Source organism: Streptomyces sp. NPDC055099 (assembly GCF_053607685.1).
This window is the reverse complement of record NZ_JBSGUA010000006.1, coordinates 385,811-400,602: the sequence shown is the minus strand read 5'-3', so window position 1 is coordinate 400,602 and position 14,792 is coordinate 385,811. Positions and strand designations below refer to the sequence as shown.

The 14,792-nt window shown below is 70.1% G+C and carries 14 protein-coding genes and 2 pseudogenes; 4 read left to right on the top strand and 12 right to left on the bottom strand.

Annotated features, from left to right (window positions below; translation table 11 throughout):
* From ACWFRU_RS18820 to ACWFRU_RS18810, 3 genes and pseudogenes are all read right to left on the bottom strand, one after another.
* A pseudogene (locus ACWFRU_RS18820) lies at positions 1-81 on the bottom strand (electron transfer flavoprotein subunit beta); the annotation flags it as partial.
* Between the two features lie 230 nt (positions 82-311).
* Positions 312-821 (bottom strand): flavin reductase family protein, encoded by a 510-nt coding sequence (locus tag ACWFRU_RS18815; protein ID WP_453688289.1) that lies wholly within the window; start codon positions 819-821, stop codon positions 312-314.
* A 226-nt stretch (positions 822-1,047) separates the two neighbouring features.
* Positions 1,048-1,410, bottom strand: a complete 363-nt coding sequence (locus tag ACWFRU_RS18810; protein WP_453688287.1) for a thioredoxin family protein — start codon at positions 1,408-1,410, stop codon at positions 1,048-1,050.
* A gap of 199 nt (positions 1,411-1,609) precedes the next feature.
* Between ACWFRU_RS18810 and ACWFRU_RS18805 the strand changes: the two genes are divergently transcribed.
* On the top strand, positions 1,610-2,338 hold the full coding sequence (locus ACWFRU_RS18805; RefSeq protein ID WP_453688285.1) for a lysophospholipid acyltransferase family protein: 729 nt from the start codon (positions 1,610-1,612) through the stop codon (positions 2,336-2,338).
* 5 nt (positions 2,339-2,343) lie between these two features.
* Here the strand turns inward: ACWFRU_RS18805 and ACWFRU_RS18800 are convergent, their stop codons facing one another.
* From ACWFRU_RS18800 to ACWFRU_RS18765, 8 genes are all read right to left on the bottom strand, one after another.
* Positions 2,344-3,051 (bottom strand): B3/B4 domain-containing protein, encoded by a 708-nt coding sequence (locus ACWFRU_RS18800; protein WP_453688283.1) that lies wholly within the window; start codon positions 3,049-3,051, stop codon positions 2,344-2,346.
* A 27-nt stretch (positions 3,052-3,078) separates the two neighbouring features.
* Positions 3,079-3,675, bottom strand: coding sequence for a transglutaminase-like domain-containing protein (locus tag ACWFRU_RS18795; protein ID WP_453688281.1), 597 nt, complete (start codon positions 3,673-3,675; stop codon positions 3,079-3,081).
* A 90-nt stretch (positions 3,676-3,765) separates the two neighbouring features.
* A complete protein-coding gene (locus tag ACWFRU_RS18790; RefSeq protein ID WP_453688279.1) occupies positions 3,766-4,836 on the bottom strand; it encodes a threonine aldolase family protein in 1,071 nt (356 codons plus the stop codon).
* 29 nt (positions 4,837-4,865) lie between these two features.
* On the bottom strand, positions 4,866-5,606 hold the full coding sequence (locus tag ACWFRU_RS18785; protein WP_453688277.1) for an SDR family NAD(P)-dependent oxidoreductase: 741 nt from the start codon (positions 5,604-5,606) through the stop codon (positions 4,866-4,868).
* A 26-nt stretch (positions 5,607-5,632) separates the two neighbouring features.
* Entirely contained in the window at positions 5,633-7,048 is a 1,416-nt protein-coding gene (locus ACWFRU_RS18780; protein WP_453688275.1) for a DUF6421 family protein, read from the bottom strand.
* 81 nt (positions 7,049-7,129) lie between these two features.
* Positions 7,130-8,212 (bottom strand): alpha/beta hydrolase fold domain-containing protein, encoded by a 1,083-nt coding sequence (locus tag ACWFRU_RS18775; RefSeq protein ID WP_453688273.1) that lies wholly within the window; start codon positions 8,210-8,212, stop codon positions 7,130-7,132.
* Positions 8,212-9,342 carry an LLM class flavin-dependent oxidoreductase gene (locus ACWFRU_RS18770; RefSeq protein WP_453688271.1) on the bottom strand — a complete coding sequence of 377 codons (1,131 nt, stop codon included), beginning with the start codon at positions 9,340-9,342 and terminating at the stop codon, positions 8,212-8,214. Before ACWFRU_RS18770 ends, ACWFRU_RS18775 begins: the two co-directional genes overlap by 1 nt.
* Before the next feature lie 241 nt (positions 9,343-9,583).
* On the bottom strand, positions 9,584-10,786 hold the full coding sequence (locus ACWFRU_RS18765) for a S1 family peptidase (RefSeq protein ID WP_453688269.1): 1,203 nt from the start codon (positions 10,784-10,786) through the stop codon (positions 9,584-9,586).
* Positions 10,787-11,323: 537 nt separating this feature from the next.
* Between ACWFRU_RS18765 and ACWFRU_RS18760 the strand changes: the two genes are divergently transcribed.
* Positions 11,324-12,295 carry an XRE family transcriptional regulator gene (locus ACWFRU_RS18760; RefSeq protein ID WP_453688267.1) on the top strand — a complete coding sequence of 324 codons (972 nt, stop codon included), beginning with the start codon at positions 11,324-11,326 and terminating at the stop codon, positions 12,293-12,295.
* 108 nt (positions 12,296-12,403) lie between these two features.
* Here the strand turns inward: ACWFRU_RS18760 and ACWFRU_RS18755 are convergent, their stop codons facing one another.
* Entirely contained in the window at positions 12,404-12,961 is a 558-nt protein-coding gene (locus tag ACWFRU_RS18755) for a tellurite resistance TerB family protein (RefSeq protein ID WP_365821897.1), read from the bottom strand.
* 115 nt (positions 12,962-13,076) lie between these two features.
* On the opposite strand from ACWFRU_RS18755, the pseudogene ACWFRU_RS18750 reads away from it, so the two are divergent.
* Both ACWFRU_RS18750 and rox read left to right on the top strand, forming a co-directional pair.
* Positions 13,077-13,181, top strand: a pseudogene (locus ACWFRU_RS18750) (glyoxalase); the annotation flags it as partial.
* 126 nt (positions 13,182-13,307) lie between these two features.
* Positions 13,308-14,777, top strand: a complete 1,470-nt coding sequence (rox, locus tag ACWFRU_RS18745; RefSeq protein ID WP_453688265.1) for a rifampin monooxygenase — start codon at positions 13,308-13,310, stop codon at positions 14,775-14,777.
* Positions 14,778-14,792: the final 15 nt, after the last annotated feature.

The following is a 14,792-nucleotide window of genomic DNA, read 5'->3' as shown; positions in this document are numbered from 1 at the left end:
GACGGTCAGGTCATCGGCGAAGTGCCGGTCGCCGGTGGCGTCAGGCACGTACTTCACGGTGACAACGATCCTCAAGCTCACGCCGGCTCTCCTACTGCATCGTCTTTACTGGGCTGCTGCCTTGCTCTGGCCACTGCCTTCTTGCAGGCAGCATAGGCGCCTGAAGAGGCGGATCCCGGTCGGGGCGGCCCGCGCTCCCACCAGAATATTACTCGCCAGTACACCCATTTCATTCCCACTAAGCAAGCGCTTTGAACTGTGACCTTCCCAACGCTCTGTAATCGGGCATCAGCAAGGCCGTCCGGGAACTCTCAGTCGCGCAGAGCGTTGAAGCGACCCTGGTGGTAGAGCAGCGGCCGGCCGGTCCCCGCGGGGTCGCCCACCACCGCCTCCGCGAGGACGATCCGGTGGTCTCCGGCGGGCACCCGCGCCGCCACCCTGCACACCAGCCAGGCCAGCGTGCCGCCGAGCACGGGGACTCCCTCGGGCCCCTCGTACCAGCGCGTGTCCGCGCCGAAGCGGTCGGCGCCGCTGCGCGCGAAGGTCGTGGCGACGTCGAGCTGGTGCTCGCCGAGTATGTGGACGCCGACGTGCTCGGCCTCGGAGACCGCGGGCCAGCTCGAGGCCCCCGTACCGATGCCGAACGAGAGCATCGGGGGCTCGGCCGAGACCGAGACGAGCGAGGTGGCGGTGAAGCCGACGGGCCCGGAGGGGCCCTGGGCCGTGATCACCGCTACCCCCGCCGCGTGCTGCCGGAAGACGGAGCGCAGGAGGTCGGGGGAGGCGAGCTGGGGGGTGCGGAGGTCGGGCGTGGCCGTCATGGAATTGTCCTTCTGCAGGAGGTACGAGCGGTTCCGTGGCTGCTCAGCAGCCCGGACAGCGCGCACTTGCATGACGGGCGAGGTCCACGTGGACGCGCTCGTAGAGAAGGAGCTCCGGAGGCATGGGAGCAGGCTGGCGATAGGTGCGGGGTGCAGTCAAGTCCGTTCCGCGATGTGAAAGACGTCCTCGGGTCATTGACGGCCCTCCTCCCCCGTGCCCGCGTTCTCACACGGCCTTGCCGATGCCGGCGATCACATCGGCCCTGCGCGGCTGGCCGCTGGCGCGCAGCACGACTTCTCCGCTCGCGTCGAGCACCAGCACGGTCGGCGTCCTGGTGATGCGCAGTTCCCGTACGAGATCGAGTTCGGCCTCGGCGTCGATCTCCACGTGGGCGACGCCGGGGACCATTTCGGCCACCTCGGAGAGGACGCGGCGGGTCGCCCGGCAGGGCTGGCAGAAGGCGCTGGAGAACTGCACGAGTGTGGCGCGCTCCCCCAGTTCGTGCCCCGCCCACGTGCCCGGTCCGGACGGGGCGATCCGGTCTCCCGCGTCGCGTATCCGCACGTCAGCCTCCCGCCCCTGCGTCATGATCCAACCGTCCCCGACTTCAGCGTCCCGGCACCCGGAAACATTCCCGACGTGACGAGAATCTCGCGCCTGCGGGGCACGATGGGTGGTCAGCCGTCCGTTCTTGGGGCACGATCTGCGCAACGCCGAAAACCTACGGCTGCGTAACTTCCCGCCGGGAACCCCCTCCCCAGGCAGAAACGAAGGGTCATCCCCTCCCATGGCAGAGCTTGTCTACCGTCCGGTCATCGGTGCCGCCAAAACGCTGTTCAAGGCGTGGGACCTGAAGATCGACTGCAAGGGGTCGGAGAACATCCCTCGCACCGGCGGCGCGGTGCTGGTCAGCAATCACATCAGCTATCTCGACTTCATCTTCGACGGTCTGGCCGCCCTGCCGCAGAAGCGTCTCGTGCGCTTCATGGCCAAGGAGTCGGTGTTCCGGCACAAGATCTCCGGTCCGCTGATGCGCGGGATGAAGCACATCCCCGTCGACCGCAAGCAGGGTGAGACGGCCTATCAGCACGCGCTCGACTCGCTGCGCGCCGGGGAGATCATCGGCGTCTTCCCCGAGGCGACGATCTCTCCGTCGTTCACGCTGAAGACCTTCAAGTCCGGCGCCGCGCGCCTGGCCCAGGAGGCCGGCGTACCGCTGATCCCGATGGCGCTGTGGGGCACGCAGCGGCTGTGGACCAAGGGTCAGCCGCGCAACTTCAGGCGCAGCCACATCCCGATCACGATCCGTGTCGGTGAGCCGGTCGAGGCGCCGAAGGACCAGTTCGCGGGCGCGATCACCCGCCGCCTTCGCGAGCGCTGCCAGGAGCTCCTCGAATCCGCCCAGCGCGCCTACCCCGTGCGTCCCAAGGGCCCGGACGACACGTGGTGGATGCCGGCGCACCTCGGCGGCACCGCGCCGACTCCGGCCGAGGTGAAGGCCGCCGAGGCGAGCTGAATCGATTACTCCGGGCGCTCGGACGCCCGCTCCGGCGCGTGGACGGTGAGCCGCGCGCCGGGGCTGAACTTCGCGAGCAGCTCGGCCAGTTCGGCGCCCGCTTCCTCGACGCCGGAGTCCGGCCCCATCCCCTCGAGCAGGAAGATGGCGTTGACCGACTCCTCCGTGAGGCGGGTGCGGGGCCCCTGGCGCCAGTTCCAGCGGCGGCAGGTGACGCCCTCGTCGTCGCACCAGACGACCTCGCCCGCGTCCGGGTGCTCGACCGCCTGCTCCCCCGCGGCCATGGTGACGAAGTCCTCGGTGCCGTCGGCCCGCAGCAGCCGCATGCCGCCCTTGATGTGGTCCAGGTCCTCGCCGCCGACCGGGATCAGATGGGCGACGCTGATCGCGTTGTAGATGTCGACGAGGGCGTTGATCCGCGGCAGGCCGCCGTCGGCGAGCGCGCGCTTGGCGAGCGCCTCGGCGGAGTTGCGGGTACGGGAGGGCTTCGCGCCGAAGGCGGTGTACGCCGCGCGCCAGGCCACCATGTGCGGGTCCTCGTGCGGGGCGCGGTCGCCGAGCCGCCCGGCGAGACGCCGCGCGGCCTCGTCGAGGAGGGCCGATGTCTCGTCGGTGCTGGGTCCGTTGACGAGTCCGTGCGCCTCGATGGCGACGTGGGTGAAGCCGGGCGCGAGGGCGCGGACCTCGTCGGAGACGGTCAGGTCGATGGTCATGGTCCGTCGTGCCTCACAGTTCGTGCGTCACAGTTCTGAGGGGTAGATCTGCCAGAGGTGCGGCCGGTCGCGGGCTTGCTTGAGCGCGCCGAGCGCCACGGGGCTTGGTTCAGCGTACAGGACTGGATAGTCCACTTCATTGGACTGCGGGTCCACGGGCCAGGCCAGCCGTTCCTCGCCGAGACAGAACTGCGCGTCGACCCCGGGCGGCAGGTTGCCGCGCGGGTCCTGGCGGTGCCAGGCGCCGTCGAGGCGTACGGCGACGAGGCCGTGCAGGGAGTAGCCGCTGGTGTTCTCGTCCCGCAGCCGCTGGTAGCAGAACGCCGTGGGGATGTCCTCGGCACGCAGCAGGGCGGCCAGGGCGTGGGACTTGGCGGTACAGATGCCGGTGCGCTCCCGCAGGACGTCGGAGGCGCGCCAGGTGACCTCCATGCGGCCGGAGTCCTGCGAGTGCGGGATGGCGTCGCGCACGAACTCGAAGGCGGCGCGGGCGTACTCGTACGTGTCGGCGGATGACTTTGCAAGGTCGGCCGCCGTCTCGCGAACCAGCGGGTGGTGGTGGTCGACCACGTCGTCGGCGGCCAAGTACGCCGACAGGTCAGGGTTTTCCTGGATCAGCTGCATGGCACGGGAGCATAGAAATGCGACCGACCGCGCGTCAATGCTTTTGCGGTCGATCGCATATCTATGCAGTTCTGTATCGGCATGGAGAGGCTAGCGCGCCATCTCCTCCTTGAGGGCCGCGACGAAACCGTCCACGTCCTCCTCGCGCGTGTCGAACGCGCACATCCAGCGGACGTCCCCCGCCGCCTCGTCCCAGAAGTAGAAGCGGTACTGCTTCTGCAGCCGCTCGCTCACGTCGTGCGGAAGGCGTGCGAAGACCGCGTTGGCCTGCACCGGGTAGAGGATCTCCACGCCGTGGACGGCGCGCACCCCCTCGGCCAGGCGCTGCGCCATCTCGTTGGCGTGCCGGGCGTTGCGCAGCCAGAGATCCTTGGCGAGCAGGGCCTCCAACTGCACCGAGACGAAGCGCATCTTGGAGGCGAGCTGCATGGACAGCTTGCGCAGGTGCTTCATGTGGCTGACGGCATCCTGGTTGATGACGACGACGGCCTCCCCGAAGAGCGCGCCGTTCTTCGTGCCGCCCAGGGACAGGATGTCCACGCCGACCGCGTTCGTGAACGTCCGCATGGGGACGTCGAGAGCCGCGGCGGCGTTGGCTATGCGCGAGCCGTCGAGGTGCACCTTCATGCCGAGCGCGTGCGCGTGGTCGCAGATGGCGCGGATCTCGTCGGGCGTGTAGAGCGTGCCCAGTTCGGTGTTCTGCGCGATCGAGACGACCTGCGGCATCGCCCGGTGCTCGTCGTCCCAGCCGAAAGCCTGCCTGTCGATCAGTTCGGGCGTGAGCTTGCCGTCGGGCGTCGGCACCGTGAGCAGCTTCAGGCCGCCCATGCGCTCGGGAGCACCGCCCTCGTCCACGTTGATGTGGGCGGACTCGGCGCAGATCACCGCGCCCCAGCGGTCGGTGATCGCCTGGAGTGCGACGACGTTGGCCCCGGTGCCGTTGAAGACCGGGAACGCCTCGGCCGTGGGGCCGAAGTGGCCGCGGATGACCTGCTGGAGGTTGGCCGTGTAGTCGTCCTCGCCGTACGCGATCTGGTGACCGCCGTTGGCGAGGGCGATGGCGGCGAGCACCTCCGGGTGGGCGCCCGCGTAGTTGTCGCTCGCGAATCCCCGTACGTCCGGGTCGTGGTGGCGGCGCGCGTCGGTCTTCGGAGGGTTCACGGCTTCTCTGTCGCGGGTGTCGCGAGCGGTCACGGCTTCTCGGTCAGCCACAGGCGGGTTCCGTTCACTTCTCCGGCGGGTCGCTCCCAGACTCCGGCGATGGCCTCGGCCAGCTCCTTGACGTCCGTGAAGCCCGCGAACTTCGCGTTGGGCCGCTCTTCGCGCATCGCGTCGTGCACCAACGCCTTGACCACCAGGATCGCAGCCGCCGACGACGGCCCCTGCTCGCCCCCCGCCTTGCGGAAGGCGTCGGCCATGGCCAGGGTCCACGCCTCGGCCGCCGCCTTGCCGGCGTTGTACGCGGCGTTGTTGGCCACCGGCTTGTGCGCGCCGGACTGGCTGATCAGTACATAGCGGCCCTGCGCGCTGCGCAGCAGCCCGTCGTGGAAGGCCAGCGAGGTGTGCTGGACGGTGCGGATCAGAAGGTCCTGGAGGAAGTCCCAGTCGGCGAGGTCCACGTCGGTGAACGTCTTGCTGCCGCGCCAGCCGCCGACGAGGTGGACCAGGCCGTCGATCCGCCCGAACTCCTTCTCGGTGCGGGCGGCCCACTCCCGGGTCGCGCCGAGATCCAGCAGGTCGACGGTGTCGCCTATGACGGTGGCCCCGCCGTGCGCGTACCGCGCGGCGTCCACGGCCTCCGCGAGGCGCGCCGCGTCGGCGTCGGACGCCACGACCGTGGCACCTGCCTCCGCGAGCCTCAGCAGCGTGGCACGGCCCGCCGGACCGGCTGCCCCCGCGACCGCGACCACGGCTCCATCGAGTGCGGACATCGTCCTCGCCTCCTTGGTGCGGTTGCTCACGCGGCGACCCGCTCGACGCTCGCGGCGGTGATCCCCTTGGTTTCGGCGATCACGTGCTTGAGCTTCTTGGAGAGCGCCTCATAGAACATGCTGAGCGGAAACTCGTCGGGAAGCACGTCGTCGACCAGTTTCCGGGGCGGAAGCTGCGTGTCCAGGGCGTCGGGTCCCTTGGCCCAGCGCGATCCGGGGTGCGGGGCCAGGTACTGGGACACCAGATCGTACGCGGCGAACCAGTGGACCAGCTTCGGGCGGTCGATGCCCGCGCGGTAGAGCTCCTCGATCTCGGCGCACAGCTGGTTGGTGACCTGCGGCGCGCGCTCCCAGTCGATCTTGAGCTTGTTGTCGGTCCAGCGGACGACGTCGTGCTTGTGGAGGTACGCGAAGAGCAGCTGGCCGCCGAGACCGTCGTAGTTCTTGACGCGGTCGCCGGTGACCGGGAAGCGGAACATCCGGTCGAACAGGACGGCGTACTGCACGTCACGCGCCTGCGGGACGCCCTCGGCCTCCAGCTTCACGGCCTCCTTGAAGGCGGTGAGGTCGCAGCGCAGCTCCTCGAGGCCGTACATCCAGAACGGCTGCCGCTGCTTGATCATGAAGGGGTCGAAGGGCAGGTCACCGTGGCTGTGGGTGCGGTCGTGGACCATGTCCCACAGGACGAACGCCTGCTGGCAGCGGTCCTGGTCGCCGATCATCTCGCGGATGTCGTCGGGCAGTTCGAGCCCGAGGATGTCGACGGAGGCCTCGGTGACGCGGCGGAAGCGGGCGGCCTCGCGGTCACAGAAGATGCCGCCCCAGCTGAAGCGCTCGGGGGCCTCGCGCACGGCGATGGTCTCCGGGAAGAGCACGGCCGAGTTCGTGTCGTACCCGGCGGTGAAGTCCTCGAAGGTGATGCCGCAGAACAGCGGGTTGTCGTAGCGCGTGCGCTCCAGCTCGGCCAGCCAGTCCGGCCAGACCATGCGCAGCACGACCGCTTCGAGGTTGCGGTCCGGGTTGCCGTTCTGCGTGTACATGGGGAAGACGACGAGGTGCTGCAGGCCGTCCTCGCGGTGCGCCGCGGGCTGGAAGGCGAGCAGCGAGTCGAGGAAGTCCGGCACCTGGAAACCGCCGTCCGCCCAGCGCCGCAGGTCCACGCCGAGCGCCTGGTGGTACGCGGCGTCGTGCGGAAGCAGCGGGGCGAGCTGTTCGATCCCGGATATCACGCGGTCGACGGCGAGTTCCGCCACGGAACGCGCCGGGGCGCCCTCCGCGTCGAAGTCGATCGAGCCGTCCGCGGACTGCCACGGGCGGATCTCTTCCACGGCTTCCTTGAGCATCGGCCAAGCCGGGTGCTCCACGACCCTTCCCATGGGGGCACCCCCACTCACGGGAGGAACCACACCTTCCGTAACCCTCTGCACAAGAATTTCCGTCACTTGTCAACCTCCACGGGAGAACCTCGCGTCAGAACACCGTATGTGTGCGAGGTTCCCCACCACAAGAGGAGGCTCGGGAAATTATCCTGTGACACCCCCAACATCACCGCTGATTTTCCTGCCGGACACCGTGGAGGCGACTGCTTCTGCCACTTCCGCCACCGCGGTCCGCGCATCGTCCAGAAGCCGCGGGAAACCCAGGAACCCGTGGAACATCGCCGGACGGTGCCCCCGTGTCACCGGGACCCCCGCCAGACGCAGCCTGACCGCGTACGCGGCCCCCTCGTCGCACAGCGGATCGCAGCCCGCGGTGACGATGTGCGCGGGCGGCAGCGCGGTGACGTCCGCGCCCAGCGGAGAGGCGTAGGGGTGGGTGCCGTCACCGTCCGGGCCGAGGTACTGCTCCCAGAACCAGCGCAGGTGCGCGGCGGTGAGGAAGTAGCCGGTCGCGTTCGTCGTATACGAACCGCTGCCCTGCCCCGCGTCGAGCATGGGGTAGATCAGCACCTGGAGCGCCACGGCGGGCCCTGCCCGGTCCCGCGCCATCAGGGCCGCGACAGTGGCGAGGCCGCCCCCGCCGCTGTCCCCGGCCGTCACCACGGCGTCCGGATCGCCGCCGAGCCGGCCCGCCGCGGTCTCGGCCGCGGCCCAGCACAGGGCCGCGTACGCGTCCTCGGTGGCCGCGGGGAAGCGGTGCTCGGGGGCGAGGCGGTAGGCGACGGAGACCACGACGGCGCCGGACTCCGCGCAGAGGGTACGGACCGTGGCGTCGTGGGTGTCCAGGTCGCAGAGGGTGTAGCCACCGCCGTGGAAGAAGACGACGGTGGGCCGCGGGTGGGCCCGCCCCGGCGGGCGGTAGACGCGTACGGGCAGGTCAGGAGCTCCCGCCGGGCCGGGGATGCTCCGGTCCCCGAGGGCACCCACCCTCGGCGCGGCCTTCCCGGCGGAAGGCGTCGCGGCAAGGACGCGGCGGGCCTCGGTCGCGTCGGTGACGGCGCCGCCGAGGTCGGGGAAGGCGGCGCTCAGCGCGTCGACGAGGGGCCGTGCGGCCGGGGCGAGGCGATCACCGTCCGTGCTCGCGGGGTATGGACGCGCGGAGTGCGGACGCGCGGGGACCGGACGCGAGCCGGGTGCGAGGGGGTCGCCGTCCGTGCTCGCCGCCATCACCCGGCCTCCTGGGCACGGAAGTAGGGGATGACCTTCTCGCCCCACTGCCGCAGGGTCTCCATGCAGGCCTCCTGCGGGACGGTGCCCATCTGGATGAGGCACATGATCTCGTCGGCGCCCGCGTCACGGAGCCGCTCCACGTACGCGATGGCGTCGTCGGCGGTTCCATAGGCGTGGTCGGCGTTGAAGGTGGCCGTGGAGGTGGGCCGTACCGGGATGTCGTGCTCGTGCAGCCGCGCGACGACCTGCTCGGCGGCCTCCCGCATCGCCGCCGCCTCGTCGGCCCCCTCGACCACGGCTTCGTCGGGGATGCCGGCGCCGCCGTACCAGTGCCCGATGGACTGCGCGAAGAACCGCTGACCGCGGATGCCGACTCGCCGGGCGGTCTCGCGGTCGTCGAGCACGATGGTCGGACAGAGCACGGAGAAGTGGTCGTTGACGACGCGGGACACGAAACGCGCGTCGCCGCGGTTCGCGATCGCCGTGTCGTACGCCGCCCGCATCTCGGCGATCGACTCGGGTCCGGCGAAGCCCATCACCAGTGCGCCGATGCCGAGTTCGGCGGCCTGCGTCAAGGTCTCGGTCCTGCTGCAGGCGAGGAAGAGCGGAGGGTGCGGGGTCTGTCGCGGCCGGGGCAGGATGGGGTGCGGATCGATGTCGAGCAGCGCGCCGTGGTGCTCGAGCTCCTCGCTCTCCCAGGCCTTGCCGATGATCTGCAGCGCCTCCTCGACCTCCTGGGTCGTGCGTTCCTTGTCGACGCCGCACAGCGAGGTCTCCTGGAGCGTTCCGCCGCGCCCCGCCCCGAGGTCGAGCCGCCCGCCGGACAGCAGGTCGAGCATGGCGGCGCGTTCGGCCACCCGCGCCGGGTGGTTGAAGGCGAACGGCATGCAGACCACGCCGTGGCCGATGCGGATGGTGCTGGTGCGCGCGGCGACCCAGGTCAGGAAGATCTCCGGGGCGCTCATGTGGGCGTACCACTTGAGGGAGTGGTGCTCGACGGCCCAGACGCGGTCGAACCCCATCTCCTCCGCCAGGACGGCCTGTTCGACGCTGTCGTGAAGGAGTTGATTCTCTCGCTCGACGGTGGGGTCGGCGAGCTGCGCTTCGAAGATGACGGAGAACTTCACGTGCCCTCCAAGGAGTTGAGCCGCTCCATGCCGCTGTGAGCCGCCATGAGCCGCCACGTGTGGACACCCTTGCTTCAAGTAGTCATATGACTAGTCGTCAGGTGTCGAACTTGCAAGAGAGCGGCGGCACTACTTGGCCCCCCGGTCGGCGGCGGTCGGCGGCAGCGCACAGAAATCCCCGGGAGAGCCGTGACGGCTCTCCCGGGGATGCGTGATCCTCAGGCGCGGGAGATCAGGGGAGTCAGTTCGTGTTGAGCGTCAGGCCGTAGTACCGCAGCGTGTCGTCCAGCGGCTGGAAGTACGAGGAACCCTGGTCGTTCACCCCGCCGCACGACTGGTTCGTCGGGCCGCCCGAGGTCATGCCCTGGGCCTGGTTGCCCGCGATGTACGCGCCGCCGCTGTCGCCGCCCTCCACGCACACCGTGGACCGGCCGAGCCCGCTGACCACGGTGTCCGGACCGCCGTTGCGATCGGTGTAGGTGACGCTCACGTTGTACGCACCGACCCGCCCGCACGTCCAGCCCGTCGTCGAGCCCGACTTGCACAGGGACGCGCCGACCGCCGCGCGCTGGCTGCCGCGCACCGGGACCGAGGCGCCGTTGCCCCAGGTGCCGACCGCCGTGGTGATCGAGGAGCCCGACTGGATCGTCGCCAGGCCCATGTCGACGCTGTTCTGGCCGAGCGCGAAGCGCGTCGTGGAGCCGGTCGCGAACTTCGAGCCGTTGAAGTAGAGCCCCGGGTTGCCGACCACACAGTGGCCCGCCGTGACGAGGTACTGCCGGCCCGCGGCGTTGCGCGCGCCGAAGCCGACCGAACACCACGAACCGGGCTGGTTGTTGATGTTCATCCGGCTGCCCGGGGCGACGGCCGCCTTCGGCTCCAGCTCCTGCCCGCCCTTGACCACCCGGACGGCGTCCCCGAACTCGCGGGCCTCCTTGAGGAAGGCGCGCGCCGCCGGGGTGGAGGAGTCGGCCACGGTGACCTTGACCGTGTCGGAGGCCAGGTCCGCCTCCCAGGAGGTGATGCCGCTCGGGACCCGCTCGGCCGCCGCGTCGTCGAGGGCGGAGGTGACGCGTCTCAGCTCCGCCTCCCCCCGGCTCGGTATGCGGGCGGTCAGGCCGGTGGCCTTCACCTGCGCGGCCGCGCGGGACGCGCCGACGTTCACGGTCAGTTCGCCCTTCGCGTCGAAGAACGCGCCGTCCGTCCGGACGCCGTCCCGGTGCAGCCGGTCCAGTCTGCGCTGCTGGTCCGCCTGTTCGTCGAGGCGTCGTACGGCGGCGGCCTCGCTGACACCGAGCGTGTCCGCCAGGGCCTCGATCATCTGCGGCTCGTAGCGCGGCGTCGGGGTGGGGGTCGCGTCGGCGTGCGCGCCGGTGGCACCGGTCGTGACCACCAGGGCCCCGGCTGCCGCGGCAGCGAGGAGGTAATGCCGGACATGCGCCATGGGAATGCCTTCCAAGGGTAAGTGGGGGGTGGCAAATGGACGTTCGGCGCACCGGGGTGGGGTCAATTGGTGCACCGAACATCCATCGGCGCCGTTCGCGGGATTTCCCGGTCAGCGCCGTTGGGCGAAACCATCCCGTCACTTCGGGTGGCCGCACAAGGCATGGCGGGGCACCGGCCCTTAAGGCGAAAGGGGTAAACACTTAATGCGTGCCCGCGGGGGTGGAGCGGGGGAAGAGGAACCCTCTCCGCGGGCGCAGTAGGGCGCCGGGAGGCGGGAGTTGACCGCGTCTGAGCTGCCGATCGCCCCGAGGTCGATACGTGACGACGCCGATACGTGACGTCGAATCGGCGTGACGGATATTGACGTACGCGGTCCGGCGGGGTTTGGTAGGCGAGGCGTCAGGCCGGGAATTCTTTTGTCCGTCGCCGCCCGTGTCCGGTCATGCCCAGGGGTGACGCACAACGGCATTCATCGGGCAGGTGCATCTGCTCCGGGGGTGCGGCTCGTCATCTTTCATGCCGGGAGGCGAAATTCGTGACGGTCTCATCCGGGCTGACGTCGGACGACTCGGAATCCGGTACGGGGGCGGCCTTTTCGACGGATTCCCCCGCTCCGTTCGCCGTGGCCCTGCGCGAGGCGGTGCGCCGCCGCGGACTCCCCCTGGACCGGATCTGCGAGCGGCTCACCGCCCGCGGCATCCGGCTCACGCCCGCGACCCTCAGCTACTGGCAGCGCGACCGCACCCGCCCCGAGCGCTCGGACTCACTGCGCGCCGTGGTCGCGCTGGAGAGCATCCTCGACCTGGCGCCCGGAGAACTCTCCGGTCTGCTGCGATCCCAGCGTCCGCGCGGGCGCCGTCCGGCCGTACGCGTCGACGAGCACGCGACGCGCCGTCTCTACGGTCGCGCGTCCCGGCAGGAACAGGCACTCGGTGACGCCTTCCCCCGCTTCAACCAGGGGGTCGCCATACTCTTCACCCGCGAGGTCCTGCACCTGGACCGGCGGGGCTGCGTCAGCCGACTGACCATCAACCACCTGGTCCGCGCCGTCTGCGACGGTCCCGACCGGCTGATCAATCTGCACTTTCTGGACGATCCCGATGCCGGGCCGCCGGAAGCGACCGTCCACTGCGGGCAGTTGGAATCGATGCGGCAGGACACGGTCTCGGGCGGAGTGATGCTCCAGATCGGCTTCGGCCGTCCGCTGTCGTTCGGCGAGACCACGACCGTCGACTACGAGATCCGCACCGCGCCGCAGGGCCACCCGACGACACATCACGAGCGGGGCATACGCGGAAACCAGGACGCTTACCTTCTCCAGGTGCACTTCCCGCACGAGCGGCTGCCGGCGATCTGCCACTCCTACTACCGGGAGAACGCCTCCGCCCAGCAGCGCAAGGTACGCCCGCTGACCGTGGACTCCTCCGGCGCGGCTCATCTGTACGCGGCGCAGTGCCGGCAAGGCATCTACGGCATGAGCTGGCAGTGGCCGGACGAGGACTCCTAGGGCCTCTCGCAGGGCGCGCGGGGTCCGCACCGCGGGTGGGTGCGGACCCCGGATCACGTCACGACCGGGCGTGCGCTCTGGCGTATGCCCTGGCGTGTGCCCCGCGGATCAGAGACCGAACTCCTGCGGGGAGAGGCCGAGGGCCGCGCACGCCTCGCGCAGGACCTGCTCCTCGGCCGGGGCGATGTACCCGTCGGCGCCCGCGACGACGAAGCCGGTCTGTACGACCGCCTTGGCCTCCGTCGGCTTCTTCGCCGCCTTGGCGATCTCCTGCATGACCTCCGTCTTGCCCTGCTGGAAGTTGAACGACAGCTGGTCGACGTGCTTGTTGAACCGCTGCTGGAGCTGCTCCGGCGGGAAGTTCTTCAAGACGTCGTTCTGCAGGATCAGCGACTCCACGTGCCGGCGCTCGGCCGGGTCGACCGAGCCGTCAGCGGCGGCGACCAGGGCGCACATGGCCATGCTCGCGTCGCGGTAGGAACCGCTCTTGAGCTCCGTCTTGAGGGAGGCCAGCTGGGACTTGAGCACGCCCACGAGCTGCGCCTTGGACCCGCCCGACCCCGACCCCGAACCCGGTCGTCCGTGACCGCCGGAGCTGCTGCGTCCCCCCTGCGACTGCTGCTGCAGACCCTTGGCCTGGTCCTTGATCCGGTCCCACATCGCCATCCGTGCCACCTCGGCTACCTGTTAGCTCGTCCGCGCGCATTCCACGCGTCACCCTGCCAACGCCTCCTCAGCCCACGAAGTTCCGTTACGCCTGGACTCCGAGTTCGAAGCCGCGTCCGGCGACTTCAAGCCGGCGCTGTACCGGCGCCGCGCCCTGGCCAAGGACCTCGGCGTCGACCCGGACGGGTTCACCTGGGAAGCCGCGGCGCGCCACGCATGACAAAGGCAAGGAGTGTCCGAACTCCTTGCCATGCTCAACATATAGCGCATGGGGGGCCTTGCGGCAAGGCCCCGGTGGTGGCGCAGAATCATCGGCCTCAGCCGGAAACCCAGCGAAATGAGAACGATGATTGACGTGATCGTGGTCGGCGGCGGACCGACCGGTTTGATGCTGGCGAGCGAGCTTCGGCTGCACGGTGTGCACACCGTCGTCCTGGAGAAGACGGCGGAGCCCACCCAGCAGTCCCGCGGGCAGGGCCTGCACGCGCGCAGTGTCGAGGTCATGGACCAGCGTGGCCTCCTTGACCGGTTCCTCGCGGTCAACGAGAAGTTCCAGGTCGGTGGATTGTTCGGCGGCATCATCAAGCCGTGGCCGGAGAAGCTGGACACGGCGCACCCGTACGGGGTGGCCACCCCGCAGCCCGTCACCGAGCGGCTGCTCCATGAGCGCGCGGTGGAACTCGGCACGGACATCCGGCGCGGCTGTGAGGTCGTAGGGCTCACTCAGGACGAGGACGGGGTGAGTGCCGAACTCGCGGACGGCACCCGCCTGCGCTCGCGCTACCTCGTCGGGTGCGACGGCGGCCGAAGCGCCGTGCGCAAGCTGCTCGGCGTCGATTTCCCCGGCGTGCCCGCGTCGGTCGAGACCCTCCTCGGCGAGATGGAGGTGACCGCGGATCAGGCGACCATCGACGCCGCCGTCGCCGAAGTCCACAAGACCCAGCTGCGGTTCGGTCTCAGCCCCGGCGAGAACGGCGTGTACCGCGTCGTCGTCCCGGCCGACGGGGTGACCGAGGACCGCTCGGCCGAGCCGACCCTCGACGACTTCAAGCAGCAGCTGCGGGCCCACGCGGGCACCGACTTCGGTGTGCACTCGCCGCGTTGGCTCTCCCGGTTCGGCGACGCCACCCGGCAGGCCGAGCGCTACCGCGTCGGCCGGGTGCTGCTGGCGGGCGACGCGGCACACATCCACCCGCCGACCGGCGGGCAAGGGCTCAACCTCGGCGTGCAGGACGCGTTCAACCTCGGCTGGAAGCTGGCCGCGGCGGTCGACGGCTGGGCGCCGGAGGGACTCCTCGACACCTACCACGAGGAACGGCACCCGGTGGGCGCACGCGTCCTGGACAACACCCGCGCGCAGATCGCGATGCTCGGGTCCGACCCGGGTGCGACGGCGCTGCGGGAGCTGTTCGCCAAGCTGATGGACTTCGAGGAGGTGAACCGGTACGTGACCGGGATGATCACCGCGGTCGACGTCAGCTACGACTTCGGGGAGGGCCATGAACTCCTCGGACGGCGCCTGCGTGACGTGGAGTTGAAGCAGGGGCATCTCTACGGGCTGATGCACGAAGGCCGGGGGCTGCTGCTCGACCAGACCGGCCGGCTCTCGGTCGCCGGGTGGGCCGACCGGGTCGACCACGTCGTCGACGTCACCGAGGAACTGGACGTGCCCGCCGTGCTGTTGCGGCCCGACGGCCATGTGGCGTGGGTCGGTGAGGACCAGCAGGAACTGCTCGACCTGCTCCCCAAGTGGTTTGGCGCCCCGAGCGAGGACGCCTCGGCCACCGGCACGAGGGCGCCCGCCACGTCGGCGTAGCAGACCGTGGCGTGC

Coding starts and splice junctions, on each gene's coding strand:
- ACWFRU_RS18815 (WP_453688289.1), bottom strand. CDS start 821: ATGACGGCCACGCCCGACCTCCGCACCCCCCAGCTCGCCTCCCCCGAC.
- ACWFRU_RS18810 (WP_453688287.1), bottom strand. CDS start 1,410: ATGACGCAGGGGCGGGAGGCTGACGTGCGGATACGCGACGCGGGAGAC.
- ACWFRU_RS18805 (WP_453688285.1), top strand. CDS start 1,610: ATGGCAGAGCTTGTCTACCGTCCGGTCATCGGTGCCGCCAAAACGCTG.
- ACWFRU_RS18800 (WP_453688283.1), bottom strand. CDS start 3,051: ATGACCATCGACCTGACCGTCTCCGACGAGGTCCGCGCCCTCGCGCCC.
- ACWFRU_RS18795 (WP_453688281.1), bottom strand. CDS start 3,675: ATGCAGCTGATCCAGGAAAACCCTGACCTGTCGGCGTACTTGGCCGCC.
- ACWFRU_RS18785 (WP_453688277.1), bottom strand. CDS start 5,606: ATGTCCGCACTCGATGGAGCCGTGGTCGCGGTCGCGGGGGCAGCCGGT.
- ACWFRU_RS18775 (WP_453688273.1), bottom strand. CDS start 8,212: ATGGCGGCGAGCACGGACGGCGACCCCCTCGCACCCGGCTCGCGTCCG.
- ACWFRU_RS18765 (WP_453688269.1), bottom strand. CDS start 10,786: ATGGCGCATGTCCGGCATTACCTCCTCGCTGCCGCGGCAGCCGGGGCC.
- ACWFRU_RS18755 (WP_365821897.1), bottom strand. CDS start 12,961: ATGGCGATGTGGGACCGGATCAAGGACCAGGCCAAGGGTCTGCAGCAG.
- rox (WP_453688265.1), top strand. CDS start 13,308: ATGATTGACGTGATCGTGGTCGGCGGCGGACCGACCGGTTTGATGCTG.